Origin of the sequence: Psychrobacter sp. CLB018 (assembly GCF_041222815.1) — a bacterium.
In the GTDB taxonomy this organism is placed as follows: domain Bacteria; phylum Pseudomonadota; class Gammaproteobacteria; order Pseudomonadales; family Moraxellaceae; genus Psychrobacter; species Psychrobacter faecalis.
Genome location: NZ_CP166085.1, coordinates 2,728,441 through 2,750,493 on the forward strand (window position 1 = coordinate 2,728,441; position 22,053 = coordinate 2,750,493).

The 22,053-nt window shown below is 45.2% G+C and carries 13 protein-coding genes; 1 reads left to right on the top strand and 12 read right to left on the bottom strand.

Annotated elements, in window-relative coordinates; all coding sequences use genetic code 11:
• Positions 1-187: 187 nt before the first annotated feature.
• From AB8P72_RS11625 to pilM, 9 genes are all read right to left on the bottom strand, one after another.
• A complete protein-coding gene (locus AB8P72_RS11625; protein WP_369958293.1) occupies positions 188-1,609 on the bottom strand; it encodes an FAD-dependent oxidoreductase in 1,422 nt (473 codons plus the stop codon).
• Between the two features lie 140 nt (positions 1,610-1,749).
• Positions 1,750-6,213: a glutamate synthase large subunit gene (gltB, locus tag AB8P72_RS11630; protein ID WP_369957785.1), complete on the bottom strand. Its 4,464-nt coding sequence runs from the start codon at positions 6,211-6,213 to the stop codon at positions 1,750-1,752.
• An 817-nt stretch (positions 6,214-7,030) separates the two neighbouring features.
• Positions 7,031-8,158 (bottom strand): hypothetical protein, encoded by a 1,128-nt coding sequence (locus AB8P72_RS11635; protein WP_201541128.1) that lies wholly within the window; start codon positions 8,156-8,158, stop codon positions 7,031-7,033.
• Positions 8,159-8,366: 208 nt separating this feature from the next.
• Positions 8,367-9,482, bottom strand: coding sequence for a 3-dehydroquinate synthase (gene aroB / locus AB8P72_RS11640; protein WP_369957786.1), 1,116 nt, complete (start codon positions 9,480-9,482; stop codon positions 8,367-8,369).
• Between the two features lie 89 nt (positions 9,483-9,571).
• The gene (aroK, locus tag AB8P72_RS11645) at positions 9,572-10,135 is read right to left on the bottom strand and encodes a shikimate kinase AroK (RefSeq protein ID WP_369957787.1); all 564 of its coding nucleotides are present in this window, start codon (positions 10,133-10,135) and stop codon (positions 9,572-9,574) included.
• 165 nt (positions 10,136-10,300) lie between these two features.
• On the bottom strand, positions 10,301-10,696 hold the full coding sequence (locus AB8P72_RS11650) for a hypothetical protein (RefSeq protein WP_369958294.1): 396 nt from the start codon (positions 10,694-10,696) through the stop codon (positions 10,301-10,303).
• Positions 10,697-10,833: 137 nt separating this feature from the next.
• Positions 10,834-11,673: a secretin N-terminal domain-containing protein gene (locus AB8P72_RS11655; RefSeq protein WP_369957788.1), complete on the bottom strand. Its 840-nt coding sequence runs from the start codon at positions 11,671-11,673 to the stop codon at positions 10,834-10,836.
• Positions 11,670-12,431 (bottom strand): AMIN domain-containing protein, encoded by a 762-nt coding sequence (locus AB8P72_RS11660; protein WP_369957789.1) that lies wholly within the window; start codon positions 12,429-12,431, stop codon positions 11,670-11,672. Before AB8P72_RS11660 ends, AB8P72_RS11655 begins: the two co-directional genes overlap by 4 nt.
• 75 nt (positions 12,432-12,506) lie before the next feature.
• Positions 12,507-12,971 carry a type IV pilus biogenesis protein PilM gene (gene pilM, locus AB8P72_RS11665; RefSeq protein ID WP_369957790.1) on the bottom strand — a complete coding sequence of 155 codons (465 nt, stop codon included), beginning with the start codon at positions 12,969-12,971 and terminating at the stop codon, positions 12,507-12,509.
• A 213-nt stretch (positions 12,972-13,184) separates the two neighbouring features.
• On the opposite strand from pilM, the gene AB8P72_RS11670 reads away from it, so the two are divergent.
• On the top strand, positions 13,185-15,860 hold the full coding sequence (locus AB8P72_RS11670) for a penicillin-binding protein 1A (RefSeq protein WP_369957791.1): 2,676 nt from the start codon (positions 13,185-13,187) through the stop codon (positions 15,858-15,860).
• Between the two features lie 164 nt (positions 15,861-16,024).
• Here AB8P72_RS11670 and AB8P72_RS11675 read toward each other — a convergent pair whose 3' ends face one another.
• From AB8P72_RS11675 to rpoC, 3 genes are all read right to left on the bottom strand, one after another.
• A complete protein-coding gene (locus tag AB8P72_RS11675) occupies positions 16,025-16,672 on the bottom strand; it encodes a hypothetical protein (RefSeq protein WP_238060093.1) in 648 nt (215 codons plus the stop codon).
• Between the two features lie 246 nt (positions 16,673-16,918).
• Positions 16,919-17,458: a DUF6586 family protein gene (locus AB8P72_RS11680; RefSeq protein WP_238060092.1), complete on the bottom strand. Its 540-nt coding sequence runs from the start codon at positions 17,456-17,458 to the stop codon at positions 16,919-16,921.
• 276 nt (positions 17,459-17,734) lie between these two features.
• On the bottom strand, positions 17,735-21,955 hold the full coding sequence (gene rpoC, locus AB8P72_RS11685) for a DNA-directed RNA polymerase subunit beta' (RefSeq protein WP_102077692.1): 4,221 nt from the start codon (positions 21,953-21,955) through the stop codon (positions 17,735-17,737).
• Positions 21,956-22,053 lie beyond the last annotated feature (98 nt).

Genomic DNA, 22,053 nt, shown 5'->3' on the forward strand with positions numbered 1-22,053 from the left:
CTGCTAGCTTAACCATTCATAAAGCAATTATCAAAAAAATAACGCCTTTTCTCCCGTAAAGATAAAAGACGTCAACGTTATAGTTATAAACATGCAAGGGCGTGTCCTCATTTTAAAAATGATGAAAAAGCATATTTGGATTTGGCTATTGATAACTACCAATAGCCAAATACTAGACTTCTAAAAGCTAGACTTCTAAGAAATCTAAAATACCTTCTGCCGCTTCACGACCTTCCCAAATCGCCGTCACCACCAAATCAGAGCCGCGCACCATATCGCCACCGGCAAATATTTTTGGGTTACTGGTTTGGAATTTAAAGGTTTGTTTTTCGGCGGCGACCACTCGACCCGAGCCGTCCATTGTGACTTGCTGACTGGCAAACCAATCGGCCGGGCTAGGACGGAAACCAAAGGCCAGAATAACCGCATCACACGGTATGATTTCTTCTGAGTTAGGGATAGGCTCAGGGTGGCGGCGCCCATGACTGTCAGGCGCGCCCAGATGCGTGGTAATTACCTTGACCGCGTTTACCTTGCCATTTAAGCCAATGATTTCGGTCGGTTGACGGTTGAATAAAAACTCAACGCCCTCTTCGCGTGCATTGACCACCTCACGGCGAGAGCCGGGCATATTTTCTTCGTCACGGCGATAAGCGCAAACCACTTGCTGCGCGCCTTGACGCACACTGCTACGGTTACAGTCCATCGCCGTGTCACCGCCGCCTAATACCACTACTTTTTTACCTTTTAAATCGATATAGTCTGCTGGATTTTTTTCCCAGTCATTGCAGCGATTGACGTTAGCTATCAGATAATCTAGCGCATCGTAGACGCCTTCTAGCTCTTCGCCTGCAAAGCCGCCGCGCATATAAGAATAAGTGCCCATGCCCATAAATACCGCATCGTACTCGCTTAGCAGCTCGTCAATACTGACATCGCTACCGATTTCGGTCTCTAAACGAAACTCCATGCCCATGCCTTCAAAAATGACACGGCGATTGCGCATGACATCTTTTTCCATTTTAAACTCTGGAATACCAAAGGTTAATAAACCGCCAATCTCAGGACGCTTATCGAAGATAACAGGTTTGACCCCATTTCTGACTAAGATATCGGCGCAGCCCAGTCCTGCAGGTCCTGCGCCAATAATAGCGACTTTTTTATCCGTCCAAACCACCTCGGACATATCAGGACGCCAGCCAAGGGCAAAAGCGGTGTCATTGATATACTTCTCAACATTGCCGATGGTGACCGCGCCAAAGCCATCGTTTAGCGTACAAGCGCCTTCACACAAACGGTCTTGCGGACAAACACGGCCACAAACTTCAGGCAAAGTATTGGTTTGATGACACAATTCTGCTGCCTGAAATATTTGTCCTTCTGCCGCTAATTTAAGCCAGTTGGGAATGTAATTATGTACCGGACATTTCCACTCGCAGTATGGATTGCCGCACTCAAGACAGCGGTGCGATTGCTGCGCTACTGATTCGCTATCGAACGGCTGATAAATTTCTACAAACTCTGTTGAGCGCGTAACGATATCTTTTTTGATTGGCTCAAGGCGCGGTACATCTAAAAACTGAAAACTATTTTCTAAGCGTTTTGCCATGGTATTGTCTCTTTTATAGTGGGTAACGACAGCCAATATCTGCAGCCTAAATGAGGCAAATTTACGAATAGAGGTTGTCATTTACCTGCTTAAAACCTATGAATTAAACTGCTTGTAAACCTATCATTGACCAAGCCAATTTATTGTGGGTCAGCCGTCGTGGTTTTAAGCAGGGTCGCAACGTTTGCCGCTTTGGGTTTTACCAAATAGAACTTACGCGCGTAATGCTCAAAGTCCGCTAAGATGGTTTGTCCCCACGCACTGCCCGTTTTGTCAACATGAGTTTCAATCACTTGTTGCAAGTAAATACGATGACCTTCCATTTGCTCGCTTGAGATACGGTTTAAATCAATCAGTTCATGATTACAGCGATCGAAAAAGTCACCATCCATATCGAGGACATAAGCAAAGCCGCCGGTCATGCCTGCGCCGAAATTCAGCCCCGTACGCCCAAGGACAGTAATGATGCCGCCGGTCATATACTCGCAGCAATGGTCGCCCGTGCCTTCGATAACCGCATGAGCACCCGAATTACGTACGCCGAAACGCTCACCTGCTGTACCCGCCGCATACAACTTGCCACCAGTTGCGCCATACAAACAAGTATTGCCGATAATGGCGGTTTCATGCGTGGTGAAACTTGAATCTTGCGGTGGATAAATGACAATCTCACCGCCCGCCATGCCTTTACCAACATAGTCATTGGCATCGCCTTCTAGCTCAATATGCAAACCGCCTGCATTCCAGACCCCCAAACTCTGACCTGCGGTGCCGTTTAGATGCAGCTTAATGGGCCTATCACTCATACCAAGGTTGCCCCAGACCTGCGCAATCTCGCCAGAGATACGCGCGCCAATAGAACGATCACAGTTGCCGATGGCATAGCTGAAATCGCCGCCGTTCCCTTGACGGATACTCAGCAGCATATCGTTAATCATTTGCTCAGCAAGCAAGCCTTTATCAAACGGCTCATTGCGCGCCACCTGACAAGTTTGCGCTTTGCCACTACTGGCTGGATGACTAAATAACAACGGCGTTAAATCCAAATGACGCTGCTTATCGGTATTGCCTTCTAATACGTCAAGCAAATCAGTGCGTCCGACCAGCTCTTCCATACTGCGTACACCGAGAGCGGCAAGCCATTCACGCGTTTCGGTTGCGACAAATTTAAAGAAGTTAATCAGCATTTCCGCTTCACCGATGAAATGCTCATCACGTAGCTGGGCTTTTTGGGTGGCAACGCCGGTTGGACAGTTATTAAGATGGCAAATCCGCAAGTATTTACAGCCAACAGCAATCATCGGCGTGGTGCCAAAACCAAAGCTTTCTGCCCCAAGAATTGCGGCTTTGACCACATCAAGACCCGTTTTTAGACCGCCATCGGTTTGAATACGAACTTTATCACGCAAGCCGTTGACCCGTAGCGATTGATGCGTTTCAGCAAGCCCCAGCTCCCACGGCGAGCCAGCATGATGGATGGACGAAAGTGGCGATGCTGCCGTACCGCCGTCATAACCTGAGATGGTAATCAAATCAGCGTAAGCTTTTGCCACACCCGTCGCAATCGTACCAACGCCTGGACGCGAGACTAACTTGACCGAAACTAAGGCATCAGGATTGACTTGCTTGAGATCAAAAATAAGCTGCGCCAGATCCTCAATCGAATAAATATCATGATGCGGCGGCGGTGATATGAGCGTCACACCCGGCACTGAATAACGCAGTCGCGCAATCAAAGCATTGACCTTACCGCCTGGCAGCTGACCACCTTCACCCGGTTTCGCCCCTTGAGCAACCTTAATTTGCAGCACTTCTGCCGAACGCAGATACGCCGGTGTGACCCCAAAGCGACCTGAGGCAATTTGCTTGATTTTTGAATTACGTAGCGTGCCATAACGCACAGGATCTTCGCCGCCTTCACCAGAGTTTGAACGACCACCGATGGTATTCATAGCAATAGCGATGGCTTCATGCGCTTCTGGCGACAATGCGCCTAACGACATGCCTGCAGAGTCAAAACGCGACAAAATGGCTGAGATATCTTCAACCTCGTCTACTTCAAGCGGATTGTCGGTTTTAAGCTGTAATAAATCTCGCAAAGTGGCGACCGGACGGCTATTAACCAAATTAGCATAGTTACGATAATTGACATAATCACCCGTACGTACGGCAGTATGTAGGCTGTTAATCACGTCAGGATTAAAGGCATGGTATTCTTTATTAAAGACAAATTTTAATAAGCCACCTTGATCAAGTGGCGCACGGCGTTTAAAGGCATTGGCCGCCAATTGCGCTTGGTCGGCAGCCAAATCAGCAAAAGTAGCGCCCTTAATACGACTTTGTACGCCTTTGAAACACAGGTTTACCACTTCTTCAGAAAGCCCCACCGCTTCAAATAATTGCGCGCCGCGGTAAGAGACAATGGTAGAGATACCCATTTTTGATAAGATTTTTAGCAGCCCTTTATCCAAGCCTTTACGGAAATTGACCCGCGCTTGAATCGGATCGCCAAGCAGCTCACCCGTCGCCACCAAATCATCGATGACGTCATAGGCCAGATATGGATACACACAAGTCGCGCCAAAGCCGATTAGTACCGCCACATGATGTGAATCGCGTGCCAGACCAGTCTCGATAATTAAATTGGCATCGGTACGAATACCTTGGGCAATCAGATAATGATGCACCGCACCAGTGACCATAATGGCGTTGGCCGGTAGTTTGTCGGCGGCGATATTCTTATCAGACAACACAATCAAAGTAAAACCCGCACGAATGCTGCTTGCCACTTGCTCACAGATGGCTTTGATGGCGGCTGCTAGCTCAAGATTGGCATCGCAGTTTAAGTCGATACGCGCCATTTGAAACGCCGGATCAGCCAAGTTTTCAAGCTGCTGCATTTTACTGGCTGATAAAACCGGCGACGATAAGATAATACGATGCGCGTCACGTGCTGATGGTGCAAACACATTGGTCTCAGCACCAAGGCAAGTCTGTAACGACATGACAATAGCTTCACGCAGCGGATCAATCGGTGGATTGGTCACCTGTGCAAACTGTTGACGGAAGAAATCACCAACATGGCGAATTTGCTGCGACAGCACAGCCATTGGCGTATCATCACCCATCGAACCAACTGGCTCTTGCGCGTTTTCAGCATTAGGACGGATGATTTCTGTACGCTCTTCATTGGTGATGTGATACATTTTTTGCAAAGCTTTTAGCGGCTCACCGCGGCAGGCTTGGGCGGCAAGCGTTTCTTCTAAGCGCTCATCATCACGAATACGCGTCGCTTCTTCGCGCAGCCATTTACGATACGGATGTGCTTTTTTCAGTAACGTCGCAATCGCTTTGGTATCCATAATTTGACCAGTCATGGTATCGATAACTAACATCTGACCGGGCCCAACGCGCCCTTTAGCAAGCACATCTTTTGGCGCATAATCCCAAACGCCGACTTCTGAGGCCACCGTGATATAGCCGTTCTTGGTGGTCACCCAACGCGACGGCCGCAGACCATTACGGTCAAGCATACAGACCGCATAGCGACCGTCTTGAATCACTAGCCCTGCTGGGCCGTCCCACGCCTCCATATGCTGCGAGTAAAACTCATAAAACGCGCGCAAGTCCATATCCATGCTATCGACATTTTGCCAAGCGGGTGGTACTAGAATCGACATCGAGTGGAATAAACTCATACCGCCCGACATCAGCACCTCTAGCATATTATCTAAGCTTGATGAGTCTGAGCCGGTGCTATTAACCAATGGCGTTAGTTCGCTTAAATTGGGCAATTTATCAGATTTTAATTTTGGCGTGCGCGCTTCAGACCAGCTACGGTTGCCGGTGATGGTATTAAGCTCACCATTGTGCGCCAGATAGCGAAAAGGCTGTGCTAGGGGCCAACGCGGCAAGGTATTGGTTGAAAAACGCTGATGGAAGACCACGATATGCGAGGCCAAACGCGTATCTTGTAAGTCTAAAAAGAACGCTGGCAGGTCTGATGGCATGACCAAACCCTTATAAATAATGGTCTGACAGTTTAATGAGCATACATAAAACAGCTCGTCATCAAGCAGACGCTGCTCGGCTTTTTTACGGGCGACAAATAATTTGCGGTTAAAGTCATCGGCCGCTATCTCGTCTGGCGCATTGACAAATACTTGCTGAAAACCAGGTAATGTCTGACGCCCAATCTCACCAACGATACTTAAATCAAGCGGCACATCGCGCCAGCCCGCCACTGCTAACCCTTGGGCGGCAATCTCTTCATTAAGCACCTGCTGACTATACTGCGCTTTTGTCTCATCCAAACTGACAAACACCATGCCAACGGCAAAATCGGCTGTCAGGGTAAAGCCTTGCTCAGCGGCGATATCGCTAAAAAATACCGTCGGCGTTGCCAGCAATAAACCGCAGCCATCGCCCGTTTTACCATCAGCGGCAACGCCGCCGCGATGGGTCATACAGCTTAGACTATGAATGGCCGTTTTTACCAAATCGTGACTGGCTTGGCCCTCGATATGAGCTATCAAACCAAAGCCACAATTATCAGAGAAGTCATCTGGCGCCGCCAAATGCGTAGAGGAAGAAATCATTGACATAGCTTGTCCTTTTGAGTGAGCGGACGGCCTATACTTTCAATATGAAGTAGCAACCAAACTCCGCGGGCAGAACGGGCTGAATATATTCACATAAGCGGATTAATAAAGCGCAAGCGGAGAAAATAATGCAAGCGTTTTGAGGGTGATAAAAATACTTATCACGACTCTCTTTATTTTATAACCATCGCAGCTACTGATTTAACGTTAACGCTAAAGCATTTATACCTAAACCCTTATCGGACTCTGCTTACTTTTATGTCTGTTTTAGCGGTTAAAAACTCAATATGAGCGGCGTAAACGTTAATAAAAACGGTGACGCCTTAACTTCTTTAAGAGACAATAAGCAAAGCAGCTGATAAGAAAGTTATGGATAAATTGGCGATGAATAGGTTAAACCGCCGTTAAATATGAATATGAGACGCTCTATATTCAAGCGCCTTAACAATCCCAATCGGGATAAAGTGAGGAGTTGCGCCACTTGCGATAAGCTTAAATAGGTAGCAAGTAGCAGCGCTTGAAACGACAATATCGAGGGTTTAAATAACAGTTTACGATAACTATACAGAACGTCGCCCTCAGTTATCTTAGTTAATGATGACTAAAAAATCTAGTCTTTTCTGTCAACTCATACTCTAGATTTTGTAAAAAAATATATTATCAATGACGCATTAATGACTAACTATTGAGAATAATTACTTATTCAAAGCCGCTTTTATTAGCGTTACTAAGCTTTTTTAATAGTGAATAAATCGTTCACAAAAAAGCCCCCGCCATAAAATACGACAGGAGCGTTTATAAAACGGCATGTTCAATAAGATTAGTTACTTTTTTCCTCAATAAGCTCTTTGATGCTGTCATTATTGCCTTTTGAGGCGTTAGCATTAGCATTGGGGTTTTTACCAGCTGCGTTGGCATTGGGGTTTTTGCCAGCAGCGTTGGTATTTTTATTGGCGGCGTTACTATTTGCATTGGCGCTCGGTGGTTTAGGCGCTTCAACCACCGGCGGTTTTTTCGGTGCGTTATTATTACCTGAACCATTATTTGTTGCATTACCAGTGGTTGCTTCAGGCTTACGGTTAGTATCTGTAGAGGATTGCGTGGTCGTTGGTTGCCCTTCGATCTCGACCGTCCGCTCTTCATTGACAGTCAAAGTGTCAGAAGTATCAGCTGACTGACGTATGCTTTCATTAGCGCCATCTTGTGCGCCGCGATTGGCATTATTATTTGCCATTTGGCCATTACTGTCATCAGACGTTTGTGTCTGTTGACGTACTGGTACTTCGCGTTTGGTTGGGCGCAAGTTTACATTGCGCGTGCGCTTGGTGCTCAAATCCTTAACCGGATCTGGACGTTCATAATTATCGATGATACTGACGTAACGATTGATCTCTTCAGGTAAGACGCGTACATTTGCAGGTAGTTTAAAATCTATCAATTTCGCGGCACCGACCGCCTCTTGTGGACTGCTCATCAGCCCATAAGTCAGCATATAACGTACCTGCTCATTTTCATCGAGGTAGCGGAAATAAGCGAACTTATCGCGATCTTCTCGGCTTTCTAAATAGCTGACAATCACATCATTTTCAGCGACATTCATCACCTGCACGGTCCATTTGCCTTTGTTAGCGAGCAGATAACGCTTGTCTTTGAACTCATCAGGATAGCTGCGTAAGTCTTTAACCGTGGTATCAAAACTAATCGGCTGCACGTCAGTATCGAGCTCATGCAAAGATTCAATCTTTAGCGGCTGCTCAAGCTCAGCGGTTGAGGCTTGTGGCGCTGATATGGGCTCATTCTCAATCTTAGCACCCATCGCTGGCGTTTGACTAAACATCCAAACTAAGGCGGTAAACACGCCCAATAGCAGGGTTGCTATCAACCAAATCAGTGCTTGACGGCGATATTTCTGCCCAGCTGTGCGAGTCGTCGAGCGTGATGCTGCCATGGAGAGGTCCTTGGAAAAAGGGTACTTATAAAAAGATACTTATAAAAGAGTTTGATATAATAATGGTCTTAAAAAAATAATGCTCAAGATTGTCGAAATATATCGTAGCTAAAAATGGCTGAAATGATTATTCTAAGCGTTTAACGATTATATATTAACTGATAAATTAAACGTGCAACTTACCTACTGAATACTTCACGAGCTTGTACTATTGATGCTGCGACAAAACTTCGGTCAAAAGCTTGGCATCAAAATCATTGGTCAATACCGCCTCACCCAATGATTTTAACAAAATAAGGCGGATTTGTCCGTGTTTGACTTTTTTATCATGACCCATCAAACCTAATGCCGTTTGTACGTCAATAGCGGGCGACGTAATCGGCAAATTTGCCAAGGTAAGTACGCGTTTAATACGCTCAACGTCCGCAGTTGTTAACCAGCCGATTTTTTGCGACAGCTCAGCCGCTTGTACCATGCCAGCGGCGACCGCCTCGCCATGTAGCCAATTGCCGTAGCCTTGATGGGTTTCAATCACATGGCCAAAAGTATGACCGAAGTTTAACAAAGCGCGTACGCCGGACTCTCTTTCGTCTTGTGCGACGATATCAGCTTTATACTGACAGCAGCGCTTTACCGCCTCGCCAAGTACGGCTAAATCTAACGCCATCATCGCTGGCAGATTGTGCTCAAGCCACGTCAAAAAATCCACATCCATAATCAGCGCGTACTTGATGACTTCTGCCAAGCCTGCCGACAACTCACGCGCGGGCAAGGTTTTTAGCGTACGCATATCAGCAAGCACCATTTGCGGCTGCCAAAATGCGCCAATCATGTTTTTACCTTGCGGATGATTGATGCCGGTCTTGCCGCCGACGCTCGAATCCACCTGTGATAACAAGGTGGTTGGGATTTGAATAAAATTGACCCCGCGCATAAAACTTGCCGCGGCAAATCCTGTCATGTCGCCAACGACGCCGCCACCAAGCGCGATTAAAGTCACATCGCGGTTAAAGTGCTCTGCCATTAGCGCATCATAAATCTGATTGATACTGGTCTGGTTTTTATACTGCTCACCATCTGGCAGCACACAAACCTTGACCGTAAACTGCGCTTCAAGCTCATCCTGTAGAGCCTTTAAATATAAAGGCGCAACCGTCTCATTAGTCACGATAAGGACTTGACGACCGGTAATATAAGTCGCGATTTGACTGGCCATGCTGATTTTTTTAGGACTAATGGCATTACTATCTTCAGTAATAACAATAGGATAATCATGACTTTGCGTCTGTACTGTTAGGATGGCATGAAACAGTGGCGTTGCCATGAAAATCTCCTTAAGTATGAGGATTGAGTTAAATTTAGCGGGTTTTTAATAAATGTTTTTATAGTTTGCCAACGAAATTTTATTTTTTATTATTCATCTTCTGCGCGTGTTGAACTCATAGCTGAAGTTTGGCAAAAGGCTTCGAGTTGCTGTAATAGCTGATTGACCATATAACGCGGATAGGTATGGCCGGTCGCCATGATAATATGCGCCACTTGCCGATATAAGGGGTCGCGGGCGCTGTATAAATCTTGCAATATTTTTCTAGGATTCGGTTGTTGTAATAGTGGTCGCGACTTATCTTTGGCCGTACGCGCCATTTGTACGTCCACTGGCGCATTAAGATAGACAACGATACCGCGTTCATGAAGAAATGCTCGGTTTTCAGCGGCCATTACCGCACCGCCGCCGGTTGCTAAGACAATTTGTGTTTGCTGCGTCAGCTCATCAATGGCGCGCGTCTCCCGTTCGCGAAAGCCCGCTTCGCCTTCTTTGGCGAATATCCAAGCAATATCAGCCCCAGTTTGCGACTCGATATACCAATCACTGTCTACAAACGAGCGCCCTAACTGCTTAGCAAGCAATCTGCCAATGGTGGTCTTGCCCGCTCCCATCGGCCCCACTAGAAATACCGACGGTAATTCCTCAACCATAATACGCACTCAGCTAAATTAGGTATGATACAACGTCATGGATATTCTGGCTAGTAACGTGTATTGATTATTGTCAGTAAAATCTATGCAATTACGAAAATCAGCCATAAAAAAAGCAAGCGTTGCTGCTTGCTTTTTTCTATTATAAAACAATGAAACGCTAGATTAATTTAGGCGACTAGTACCATCATTAATCAATTTTGGCGTGACAAAGATCAATAGCTCTTCTTTTGCATTGTTACGTACATCCTTGCGGAACGCACGACCAACATAAGGTAAGTCGCCTAAGAAAGGTACTTTAGATACCTCATTGTTAGTACGGTTTTTAAAGACGCCGCCCAGTACAACGGTTTGCCCATCTTCCACAATAACATTGGTTGAAATAGAATCTTCAGCAATCGCGACCTGATTGTTAATAATAGTCGGTGTGCCATTGGTGATAAGCAGCTGCAAACCAATTTTACCGTCTGGGGTAATGTTTGGCGTGGCTTCCAAGCTCAATGCCGCTTCTTTAAAGCTGGTGGTAGTCGCGCCACTGGCCGAGGCTTCTTGATAAGGAATTTGCGTACCAGAAGATACTTTTGCCGTTTGGGTGGTGTTCTAAAAAGTATGCTGGCGATAGAAGTCAATAAGAAATCTATGCTAAGTTCTCTGATTCTATAGGGCTTTCAAGGCTTCAAAAATTGTTCAAGTTTTAATCAGCATACTTTTTGACACACCACCGCCGTTTGTTTATCAGCGGTCAAAATCTTTGGCGTCGAAATCACTTCACCGCGGTTATCTGCTTGTAGGGCCGATAATTCAAGATCGAGCATCACATCTGACATGCTAAGAAGTCCAAAAGCAATCCTACCCGCTGGGTTGGCAACCCCTAAATCAACGTTTAAGTTATCAGGACGGCTGATGTCATACTTAGGATAAGAAACTGTTTGACCATTGACGGTCGTCGTCTCTACATCAAAGTCTTTTAAATCCCATAGCGTCTGATTGCTACCACCGACTAACAAGTTACGGTTATTGGCAGCGCCGTTTGATAAAATCCCCCAACGCACGCCAATCTCTTTACTAAAGCTATCGGTTGCGCTAACGATACGCGCTTCAATCATTACTTGACGGACTGGAATATCAATTTTACCAATCAGCTTATGAATATTTTCGATGCTTTCAGCAACGTCTTTGATAATCAAGGTATTGGTACGCTCATCAACCGTTACCGTACCACGGTTAGACAACAAGGTATTGTTATCGACAGAGTTTGCGTTGCCGGTGTTACTACTACTGCCGCTGCTACCTGTTGAACCACTGCCTTGAGAAATCAGCGTCAATACATCTGCTGCCTTAGCATAGCTTAAGCGAATGTATTCCGTGCGTAGCGGTGCATAAGACTCAACCGCTTGCTGCGCTTCAAGCTCACGCGCTTCTTGTTCTGCAAGCTCAGTCGAAGGTGCGACCAAAATCACATTACCGTTTTCACGTTTGCCAAGATTCTTACTTTTTAGAATGATATCTAACGCTTGATCCCACGGGACATTAATCAAGCGCAAAGCGCAAAGCGCAAAGTGATGTTGCCCGCCACCGAGTCACTCGCCACAATATTCATTTCTGTAAACTGGGCCAATATATCTAAAACACTACGGATTTCGACGTCTTGAAACTCCATCGATAATGCTTCGCCGGTATAGACTTTTTCTTCTAATGTCGGCTCGCGTAGTAGCTCAGGCTTTCTGATATTGATGTTTAATTGATTGCCTGACTGGTAAGCCTGATATTCAAAATCTTCTTTGACATTAATAGTGATCACACCATTTTGCCCTTGGTTTTTGGTATCAATACTATCAACCAGACCGCTATTCACATTCAAGCGGCGCAGCAAGTTTCTCGGTACCGTGCTACCCGTTAAACGCACCACCAACTTATTACCTTGGCGCTGCACGTCTACTGGAATAGCTTCATTGGCAAGCGCAATACTCACGTTACCGCCACCGTCATTGCCTTTGGTGAAATTAACCGCCGTTAAACCATCATAACTATATTGCTTACTCACTTGTGAGGCCGCAAGCTGTGGGCTTAATAAAGGATTGACGCGCACTACCATCGTATCAGCAGGTGCCTGTGTTGCAACTGCTTGAGTTTTCACTACTTTGGTTTTAATTGGCGCAACGGCAACGCTACTGCTTTCAACAATTGGCGTCACTACCGCAGTAGTGGTGATAGCTGCGTTGCCATTTAATACATCTTGGACTGGGTCATTGGTAACTACTTGATTAACCACCGGACGACTAGGGCGTGTCTTCATTTTAAAAATGGTGATAAAAATGAGATAAATTGCAGTCAAACAAGGAAAATAGCGCCGTTAATATCGGGATATTACCTAGCTATTTGATGAAGTTTGGCAAAATTTAGCCATTTTTAGCCCATTTAGATGTCCATCGATTGAATTGAAGACACGCCCTAGTACTTCAAAATCTAAATTTACATCTTCTAATGGATAAGGAATATATTGATCGGCATCCAAACGAATCTGCGCTTCACGCTCGACATCGTTAAGCACCATATCCATATCAATAATTTTGGTAATCACAGCAGAACCTGATACAGCAGTTGCCGCATTACTGCCCGCAGCTTGGCAACGCCGTGCTAGGCTTGCTATAGTATTACCTACGGCCTCAGTGTCTACGATGAGTTTGTCGACGACTACGCCTTCTGGTAGCGCTTCGATACCGTAAGACTTTAAATGAAAGATACCTTGTTGGCGCTGAATGTCGACCAGCTTTACTGACGTGGCGCAAATATCCACACCAATCAAATGCCGACTTTTAGAAGTAAATAGCCTCACAAACTCTATACCTTATATTAAGTGTACATTCTGATAGTTATTTGTAATAATTTAGTACAATACTTTACTTAATAGATAGATTCAAGCATTTAGATTGTTTATCAAGCATTTAGACTACTTATTAAGCCACACTTACACATTTATTATTACCTGCCTATTTTGTTCAAGGTATAATCTCCTACCTGTTGCAAATTTTAATTGATAAGCCTGATTATGACCAAAAAAAATGCTACCGCTCGTCTCATTCACTTTTTGGTGGGGCTTTTCATTGCCTGCTTAGCGTTAGCGCTCATTTTAGCGCTTGCTGTACCGATTGGTTTTTATGGTATGGCGATGTATTTAGCGCCAACCTTGCCCAGTACCCAAGAGATTAAAACCGCCAATCTTGAGATGCCTTTACAGATTTATAGTAGTGACGATAAGCTAATTGGCCAGTATGGCAATCGTCTATCGCTGCCGGTTACGTTTGACGAAATCCCTGAAGGCCTAACCCATGCCTTTTTGGCGGCAGAAGACGCAACATTTTTTCAGCATAGCGGTATCAGTATTAAAGGACTTGGTCGCGCCGTGACCGAAGTGGTAACCGACGATGAAAGTCAAACCGGCGGCTCTACCATTACTATGCAGGTCGCTAAAAACTATTTTTTAAGCCCTGAACGTACATTAAATCGTAAATTAACAGAGCTGTTTTTAGCCCGTAAAATAGAAGATGAGCTGAGTAAGAACGACATTCTTACCTTATATGTCAATAAAATCTATCTAGGCGAAGGCGCTTATGGTATCCGTGCTGCTGCCAAAAAATACTATAGTAAATCACTTGAGAACCTGACGGTGGCCGAGATGGCTATGCTTGCAGGTTTGCCGAAAGCCCCTTCTAAATACAATCCTGTCGCCAATCCTAGTCGCGCCCTCACCCGCCGCAACTGGATTATTGGCCGTATGCATGAGCTTGGTTATATCACCAAGCAGCAGCACGACGAAGCCATCAACGCCCCTATCGGTATCAACCTTTATCAAGAAAAGCTTGATATGAACATGCCGTATTTGGCAGAGATGACACGTTCTGCCTTGGTCGAGCGCTATGGCGAACAAGTCATGAATGGCGGTTGGCGCGTGCGTTTGACTGTTGATAGTGAAGCGCAAAAAGCGGCAGAAAAGGCAATATTGACGGGGCTTGTGGCCTACGAGCATCGTCATGGCTGGCGCGGTCCAGAAGCAAACGGTGAACCGCTGGAAAAATTCCGACGTTATAGCAATATGTCGCCGGCGAAAGTCACTAAGGTTAACTCACGCAGTTTTGAAGCAATCCTGCAGTCCGGTGAAAGCGTCACCGTCAATTGGTCTGGCATGAGCTGGGCACGTAAATATATCTCTGCCGACCGTATTGGCTATTTTCCGAGTAATGCCAGCCAGATTGTTAGTAAAAATGACATCGTGCGCTTGATACCAGCCGCCAATGGCAGTTGGCAATTGAGTCAAATACCAGACGTACAAGGCAGTTTGGTTTCCTTAAACCCTGAGACAGGCGCAGTACGAGCCTTGGTTGGCGGTTTTGATTTTAATCACAGTAAATTTAACCGCGCCCTACAAGGCTGGCGCCAGCCTGGCTCAACGATTAAACCACTGGTTTATACCGCGGCCCTAGAAAAAGGCTACCGCCCAGACAGCATTGTTTCAGACCGTCCGATTCAAGTAGGCGACTGGAAACCTAAAAACTCTGACCAACGTTTTTTAGGCGATATTACCTTGCGCCGTGGACTTTATTTATCACGTAACTTAGTGTCTATTCGCTTGCTACAAGCCATTGGTATCTCCGATGCACGTAATTTATTAGATGAGTTTGGACTCGATAAAGAAAAGCTGCCTACCACTTTGTCGTTAGCATTGGGCACAGGTCAAGCTACCCCATTACAAATGGCGACGGCTTATGCCACCTTTGCCAATGGTGGTCATCGTATTCAGCCTTATTTTATCGACCAAATTTATAATTATAATAATAAGCTGCTGTTTCAAGCCAACCCGCAACAAGCATGCGCGTTATGTTTTAATGAACAGCTCGACGACCTCAACAAAAAACTTATCGAAGATTATGAAGCAAAAGTAGAAGAAGAAAATAAGGCGTCGAAAAAATCAGAGAGCGATATTAAAGCTGAAAATAGTATAGATTCTGATGCTACAGAAGACAGTCCATTAAAAGATAGCAAAGCATTTGATGTAGAAGTTTATGATGCAAGTCCAGATTCGGATCGCCTAAAAGCGCCAGTTTTGCAGTATGTACGTGCTGAACAAGCGCCGCGTATTTTAAAACCGCGAGTGGCTTTTGAGATGGCCGATATTCTACGCGACGTTATCCAGCGCGGTACGGCGGTGCGGGCGAAAGCGTTGGGACGCGATGACATTGGTGGCAAAACCGGAACGACGAATGAAGCAAAAGATGCATGGTTTGCAGGGTTTCATCCTACCAGTGCTACCGTCGTCTGGATGGGCTTTGATCAGCCATCGACGCTTGGACGCCGTGAATATGGCGGCGTGGCAGCGCTGCCTGTTTGGATGGACTTTATGAAAGCCCAGTTAAAGAACACCCCTCATCAATGGGTGGCTATCAATAACCGTGCCAAATCTAAAAAGCAGAAGCAAACTATCATAGAAATGATGGACGAAGGCGCAGCTGAGATTGAAGATGAAGATACCGACGATGGCAAATCAGCAAAGCCAGTCAAAACCACCACCCAACAACGTAAGCCACCTGCCCCTGAGCCAGTTGAAGAGCAGATTCAAAATCGACCCGCTCCTGAAAAACCAAAACCAAGTCGTACTGATAACGGTAATCCTCAAAACAAACCTTTATCAGCCACACCGGTTGAGCGCATGCCGCCGATGCCCGAATAAATAAGGGGCAGTTTTAGTTTAGATGTAAAGAAAAGGTCTGGCACAATTTCACTGTGCCAGACCTTTTTTATTAACACTTATTTATAAAATAAAGCCTATTACGGTGTAATGGACAAAATTCATGCTAAAAAGTAGAAGGTACTCGCTAATGGACATAATTCATGCTATTTGAGAGATTTTGATAGTAGAAAGTCTTTAATAAACCGTAACTTACGGTGCTCACTTAGACCGTGATGACTGTGTAATTGTCGCTTGAGCTCGCTGAATAATCCTTCAAGAGAATTGGTGGTATTTGGTATGTCTAAATGCCCATATTCTTGATAAGTGAATAACCAATCACTATTGGTTCTGAGACTACGATAAGCACTTCTAAGGCGCTTATGCGTGTACCACGTTCTACTGTTATCGTCATTGGTACTACGTTCATTGAGATAGGCTTCATGATTCACATACCAGTGATCTAAGCGCTCTATGAAGTCAGCTTTATTAAGCTGTGTTAAGTTTAAAGTGAGCCGTCTAAGCTCAATACTTGCTATGTTCTTAGGGCGACGAGTGAGGTAGCGGGTCACTATTTGTACTTGATGAAACTGGCACATCTGGCAAGGGGTGCGGGTGAATAGAGTACGCAGTCCTCGTCTACCATCACAGGTGATGCTTTGTATATCAACGCCTAAAGACGCTAGATGATCAATTCCTTGTTTGTAGGCACTGTTGGTTTCATGACTCACTATCGCGTAATAAAGTACGGTTCTAGGGGTATTGTCCATAAAGACCATTAAACCAAACTTGCGACCAAAGTAAGTGGTGTCCATGATGATGTTAGCAGTATTCGGTCGTTTAACTTGATACTGGGTACTGACTTTATCTAAGCGTCTTTGAATGGTCTTGAGACTACAGTCTTCTTAGTGTGTTTATCACGACAAAAAGGGCAGTTTTTTGATTCATGGCGTTGATTCCTTGCAAATATAGACAGTATATAGCGTTAGACCCTATGCCAGCATGAAAAATGTCCATTACACCCCTATTACTTAAACAGTGTATAAAAGCCTAGAGTTTATTTAAAACTCAACCATACCGGCGCGCAGTTGTTCGATCAGCTCTAATAATTGCTGACGCCATTCGCGTATGGTCGCCTCATCTGGCAACCACTGATTTGATAAGGTAACGACATTAACAATCAGATCGGGTGCTGCTGTGCCGCGACCTACCCTGTCATCTATTACCTTATCATCTATTACATTCTCAGGTAACACTGGATATAAACAACGCTGATAGGCACGCTCTATATCAGCCAAAAAACCTTGCTGTAAAAGTTGCTCTAAGCGCTGTACTTCAGGCGATACTTGCGTGCGGGCGCCTAGCGCTTCTTCAATATCTGTTAAGGTTGGCGCGGTCATCGTTAAACCATAAAAATTTCCAAGCTCTTGTATAAAAGCAAGATATGCGCCGTATAAATGAAAAATAGCGGTTTCACAGTGCGCTTGGTATAGTTGTTTATCGCTCGTAGTAGCAGCTGCTTGACAGGCCAAACGACAAAAATATAATTTTTGATTGGTACGATCAGCTTGGTATTTAGCAACGCGAGTCTTACCTGCCATGCGCTTATCCTTATGTGTTTATAAATTACTTCAATGAAGTGAATAGTTGAATTGGCTACCGTCATTGAAAATGTCATATCATTTTATAACGCGCTCAAAATCTACTAATAATAATTTAAAAAGCCTCTGTATGGCAATGTACGTTTTGCTTAAGTTATTATAAAAAAGTGATGGTATACAAAAATAATTTATAGGCTCTGTTTTCTTTAAGCCATAAAAAAGCCAGCAACTGAGGCTGGCTTTTTTATTGAGAAAAATAATTAAAGGTTATCTAGATTAATGATTACCTTGGTTAAGCTCTTGAGCAAAGGCTTCATCAAAGCTTGCAAAGTCTGTGCTATCGGTACTAGCAGACATATCAAACGCTGCATTCAAATCATTATCTTGCAGCTTTTGCTCCGCTTTTTCTTTGCGAGCTTTATGATAAGCAAGACCAGTACCAGCAGGAATCAAGCGACCAACCACCACGTTCTCTTTTAGACCGCGTAGCTCATCAACTTTACCTGTCACAGCTGCCGCCGTTAGGACACGGGTTGTCTCCTGGAACGATGCCGCTGAGATAAAGCTTTCTGTTGCCAGACTTGCTTTGGTAATACCAAGCAATTGACGCTCATACTTAACTGGGAACTTATCTTCCGCTTCCAGTTTCGCATTCAACGCTTTGACGTCAGCGTACTCAACCTGATCACCTTTAAAGTAGCTTGAATCACCACCGTCCGTGACTTCAACTTTACGCAGCATCTGACGAATGATAACTTCGATGTGCTTGTCGTTGATTTTCACGCCCTGCAAGCGATAAACGTCCTGTACTTCGTTTACGATATAATCAGCAAGCGCAGTTTGTCCTTTTAGACGTAAGATATCGTGCGGGTTTTGTGGACCATCAGCGATAATCTCACCACGAGCAACCGTCTCGTTTTCGAAGACGTTGATCTGACGCCATTTCGGGATTAGCTCTTCATGGACTTCACCATCTTCATTGGTAATAATGAAGCGATTTTTACCTTTGGTCTCTTTACCGAAGCTGACGACACCCGTCATTTCTGCCATGATGGCATGATCTTTCGGACGACGCGCTTCAAATAAGTCAGCAACACGTGGTAGACCACCGGTAATATCTTTGGTTCCTGAAGACGCTTGTGGTACACGGCCTAAAATCGAACCGGCTGCTACTTTCTCACCATCGCTGACACGAATAATCGTTTCAGCTGGTAAGAAGTAAACCACTTCTTTACCTTCGTCAGTGTTCAAGATAATCGCCGGACGTAAGTCTTTGGCTGAACTTGAACGGTCACGAGTCGCTAGGATTTCAAACGAGCTCATACCAGTGGCATCATCAACTTTAACCGTTGCTGTCGAACCATCAACAATATCACTAAAGCGTGCGGTACCGGCGAACTCTGTGATAATTGGGTGCGTATGCGGATCCCATTTAGCGATAGTTTGACCGCCTTCGACCTGCTCTTCGTTTTTCACAAGGACGCTAGAACCATAAGGTACTTTATAGCGCTCACGCTCACGGCCAAGCTCATCGGTCAATGCCAATTCTGCTGAACGCGATACGATAACCAAGTGACCATCGGTATGTTGTACCGTTTTCATGTTCTCAAAGTGCACTTGACCCGCATTACGTGCTGAGATGCTATTGTCTACAGACGCCGAACTTGCAGCCCCACCAACGTGGAACGTACGCATGGTTAACTGAGTACCAGGTTCACCGATAGACTGCGCTGCCATAACACCGACTGACTCGCCGATATTGACTTTGTGTCCACGAGCAAGGTCACGACCGTAACACTGTGAACAAACGCCATGCTCAATATCACACGTGATGACCGAACGTACCCAGATATCATCAATCGCGTTGTTATCAAGCACATTTACCCAATACTCATCGATTAAGGTACCTGCTGGAATCAAGACTTTTGACGCATCATCGTTGTAAGTAACATCACGCGCGGTCACACGACCAAGGACTAGTTCACCGAGTTTCTCGATGATTTCGCCACCTTGAATGTGCGGCTTCATGAGCAAGCCTTCCTCAGTACCACAATCTTCGCTAGTGATAACCAAATCTTGCGCTACGTCAACCAAACGACGCGTCAAGTAACCTGAGTTAGCGGTTTTTAGAGCGGTATCAGCCAAGCCTTTACGTGCACCGTGCGTTGAAATAAAGTACTGCAGTACGGTCAAACCTTCGCGGAAGTTGGCCTTAATCGGCGTCTCAATAATTGAGCCATCCGGTTTTGCCATCAAACCACGCATACCTGCTAACTGACGAATCTGAGCGGCACTACCACGAGCACCAGAATCCGACATGATAAAGATAGAGTTGAACGATTTCTGCTCGTCTTCTTCACCTTTGGCATTGATAACTTTATCAGTTGCCAAGTTATCCATCATCGCTTTAGCGACTTTATCATTGGTACGCGACCAGATATCAACCACTTTGTTATAACGCTCACCCGCGGTCACAAAACCTTGCTCGAATTGATCTTCAATCTCGCGAACTTCTGCTTCAGCGGTTTCGATGATTTGTTTTTTCAGCGGTGGAATGACCATATCATCGATACCGATAGATACGCCAGATAAGGTTGCTTGTGCAAAACCAAGGTACATCAATTGGTCAGCGAACATAACACTTTCTTTCACGCCAACTTTACGGTAGCAAGAGTTGATCAATTTAGAGATATTTTTCTTGGTCATCTCTTGGTTACACTCATCAAACGTCATACCTTTAGGCATGATGTTCCAGATCAACAAACGGCCAGCAACGGTATCTTGCATCTTGACTTCTTTGGTCTCATTACCTTCGTCGTCGACATGAGTTTCCGTTACACGCACTTTAATCTTAGCGTTAACATGCAAATCGTTTGAGCCAATCGCACGCAATGCTTCATTAACGGTGGCAAAGATCATGCCCTCGCCTTTGGCATTGATTGATGAACGGCTGATGTAATACAAACCAAGTACAACGTCTTGTGATGGTACGATGATTGGATCACCGTTCGCAGGCGACAAGATATTGTTGGTCGACATCATTAACGCACGTGATTCAAGCTGTGCTTCTAGGGTCAATGGCACGTGTACCGCCATTTGGTCACCGTCAAAGTCGGCGTTGAACGCGGTACAAACGAGAGGATGCAGCTGAATCGCTTTACCTTCGATCAATACTGGCTCAAATGCTTGCAAGCCCAAACGGTGAAGTGTTGGTGCACGGTTAAGCAATACTGGATGCTCACGGATAACCATGGCCAGCATATCCCACACTTGTGGCTCTTCACGCTCTACCATCTTTTTGGCAGCTTTAATCGTAGTCGCTAGACCATGAGACAATAGCTTGTTATAAGTAAATGGCTTGAATAGTTCTAGTGCCATTTTCTTCGGTAGACCACACTGATGTAGACGCAGGGTCGGACCTACAACGATAACCGAACGACCAGAGTAATCGACACGCTTACCAAGTAAGTTCTGACGGAAACGGCCTTGCTTACCTTTGATCATATCTGCCAAAGATTTTAATGGGCGCTTATTACTACCGGTAATCGCACGACCACGGCGACCGTTATCAAGCAAGGCATCGACTGATTCTTGCAACATACGTTTTTCGTTACGTACGATGATATCAGGGGCGCTTAGCTCTAATAGACGCTTTAAACGGTTGTTACGGTTAATTACGCGGCGATATAAATCGTTTAGATCTGATGTCGCAAAACGGCCGCCTTCTAGTGGTACTAGCGGGCGCAAATCTGGTGGTAGTACTGGTAAGATATTCATTACCATCCACTCAGGCTTGTTATTAGAATCACGGAATGCTTCTAATAATTTAAGACGCTTAGACATCTTTTTAAGTTTAGTCTCAGAACCGGTTTGCGGAATGGCTTCACGCAGCTCATCAATCTCGATATCTAAATCGATGTCTTTTAATAGGTCTTGAACCGCTTCAGCACCCATTTTGGCCGTGAACTCATCGCCAAATTCTTCAAGCGCTTTATAATAATCTTCATCATCAAGCAGCTGATACTTCTCTAAAGAAGTCAGACCAGGCTCGGTGACGATATAGCTTTCAAAATATAGGACGCGTTCGATATCACGAAGCGTCATATCTAACAACAGACCAATGCGGCTTGGTAAAGATTTTAAGAACCAAATATGCGCAACAGGACTGGCTAGGTCGATATGACCCATGCGATCGCGGCGGACTTTAGCGGTCGTGACTTCAACGCCACATTTTTCACAGATAACGCCTTGGAACTTACGGCGCTTGTATTTACCACATAAACATTCAAAGTCTTTTACTGGGCCAAAGATTTTGGCACAGAATAGACCATCACGCTCAGGCTTAAAGGTACGATAGTTAATCGTTTCTGGTTTTTTAACTTCACCATGTGACCATGATTTGATCACATCAGGTGAGGCCAACGTAATTTGAATACTGTCAAATTCATGGTTACCGTTACCGGTAGGGCTTTGCATGATATCGAGTAAATCTTTCAAGTTGCTTCTCCGTTATCTTTATAATCATCTGACAGCGTGCTATGAGCGCGGCTAAGATGAATGAAGGCAATGAATAGGGTTGAGACAAATCACTAAAA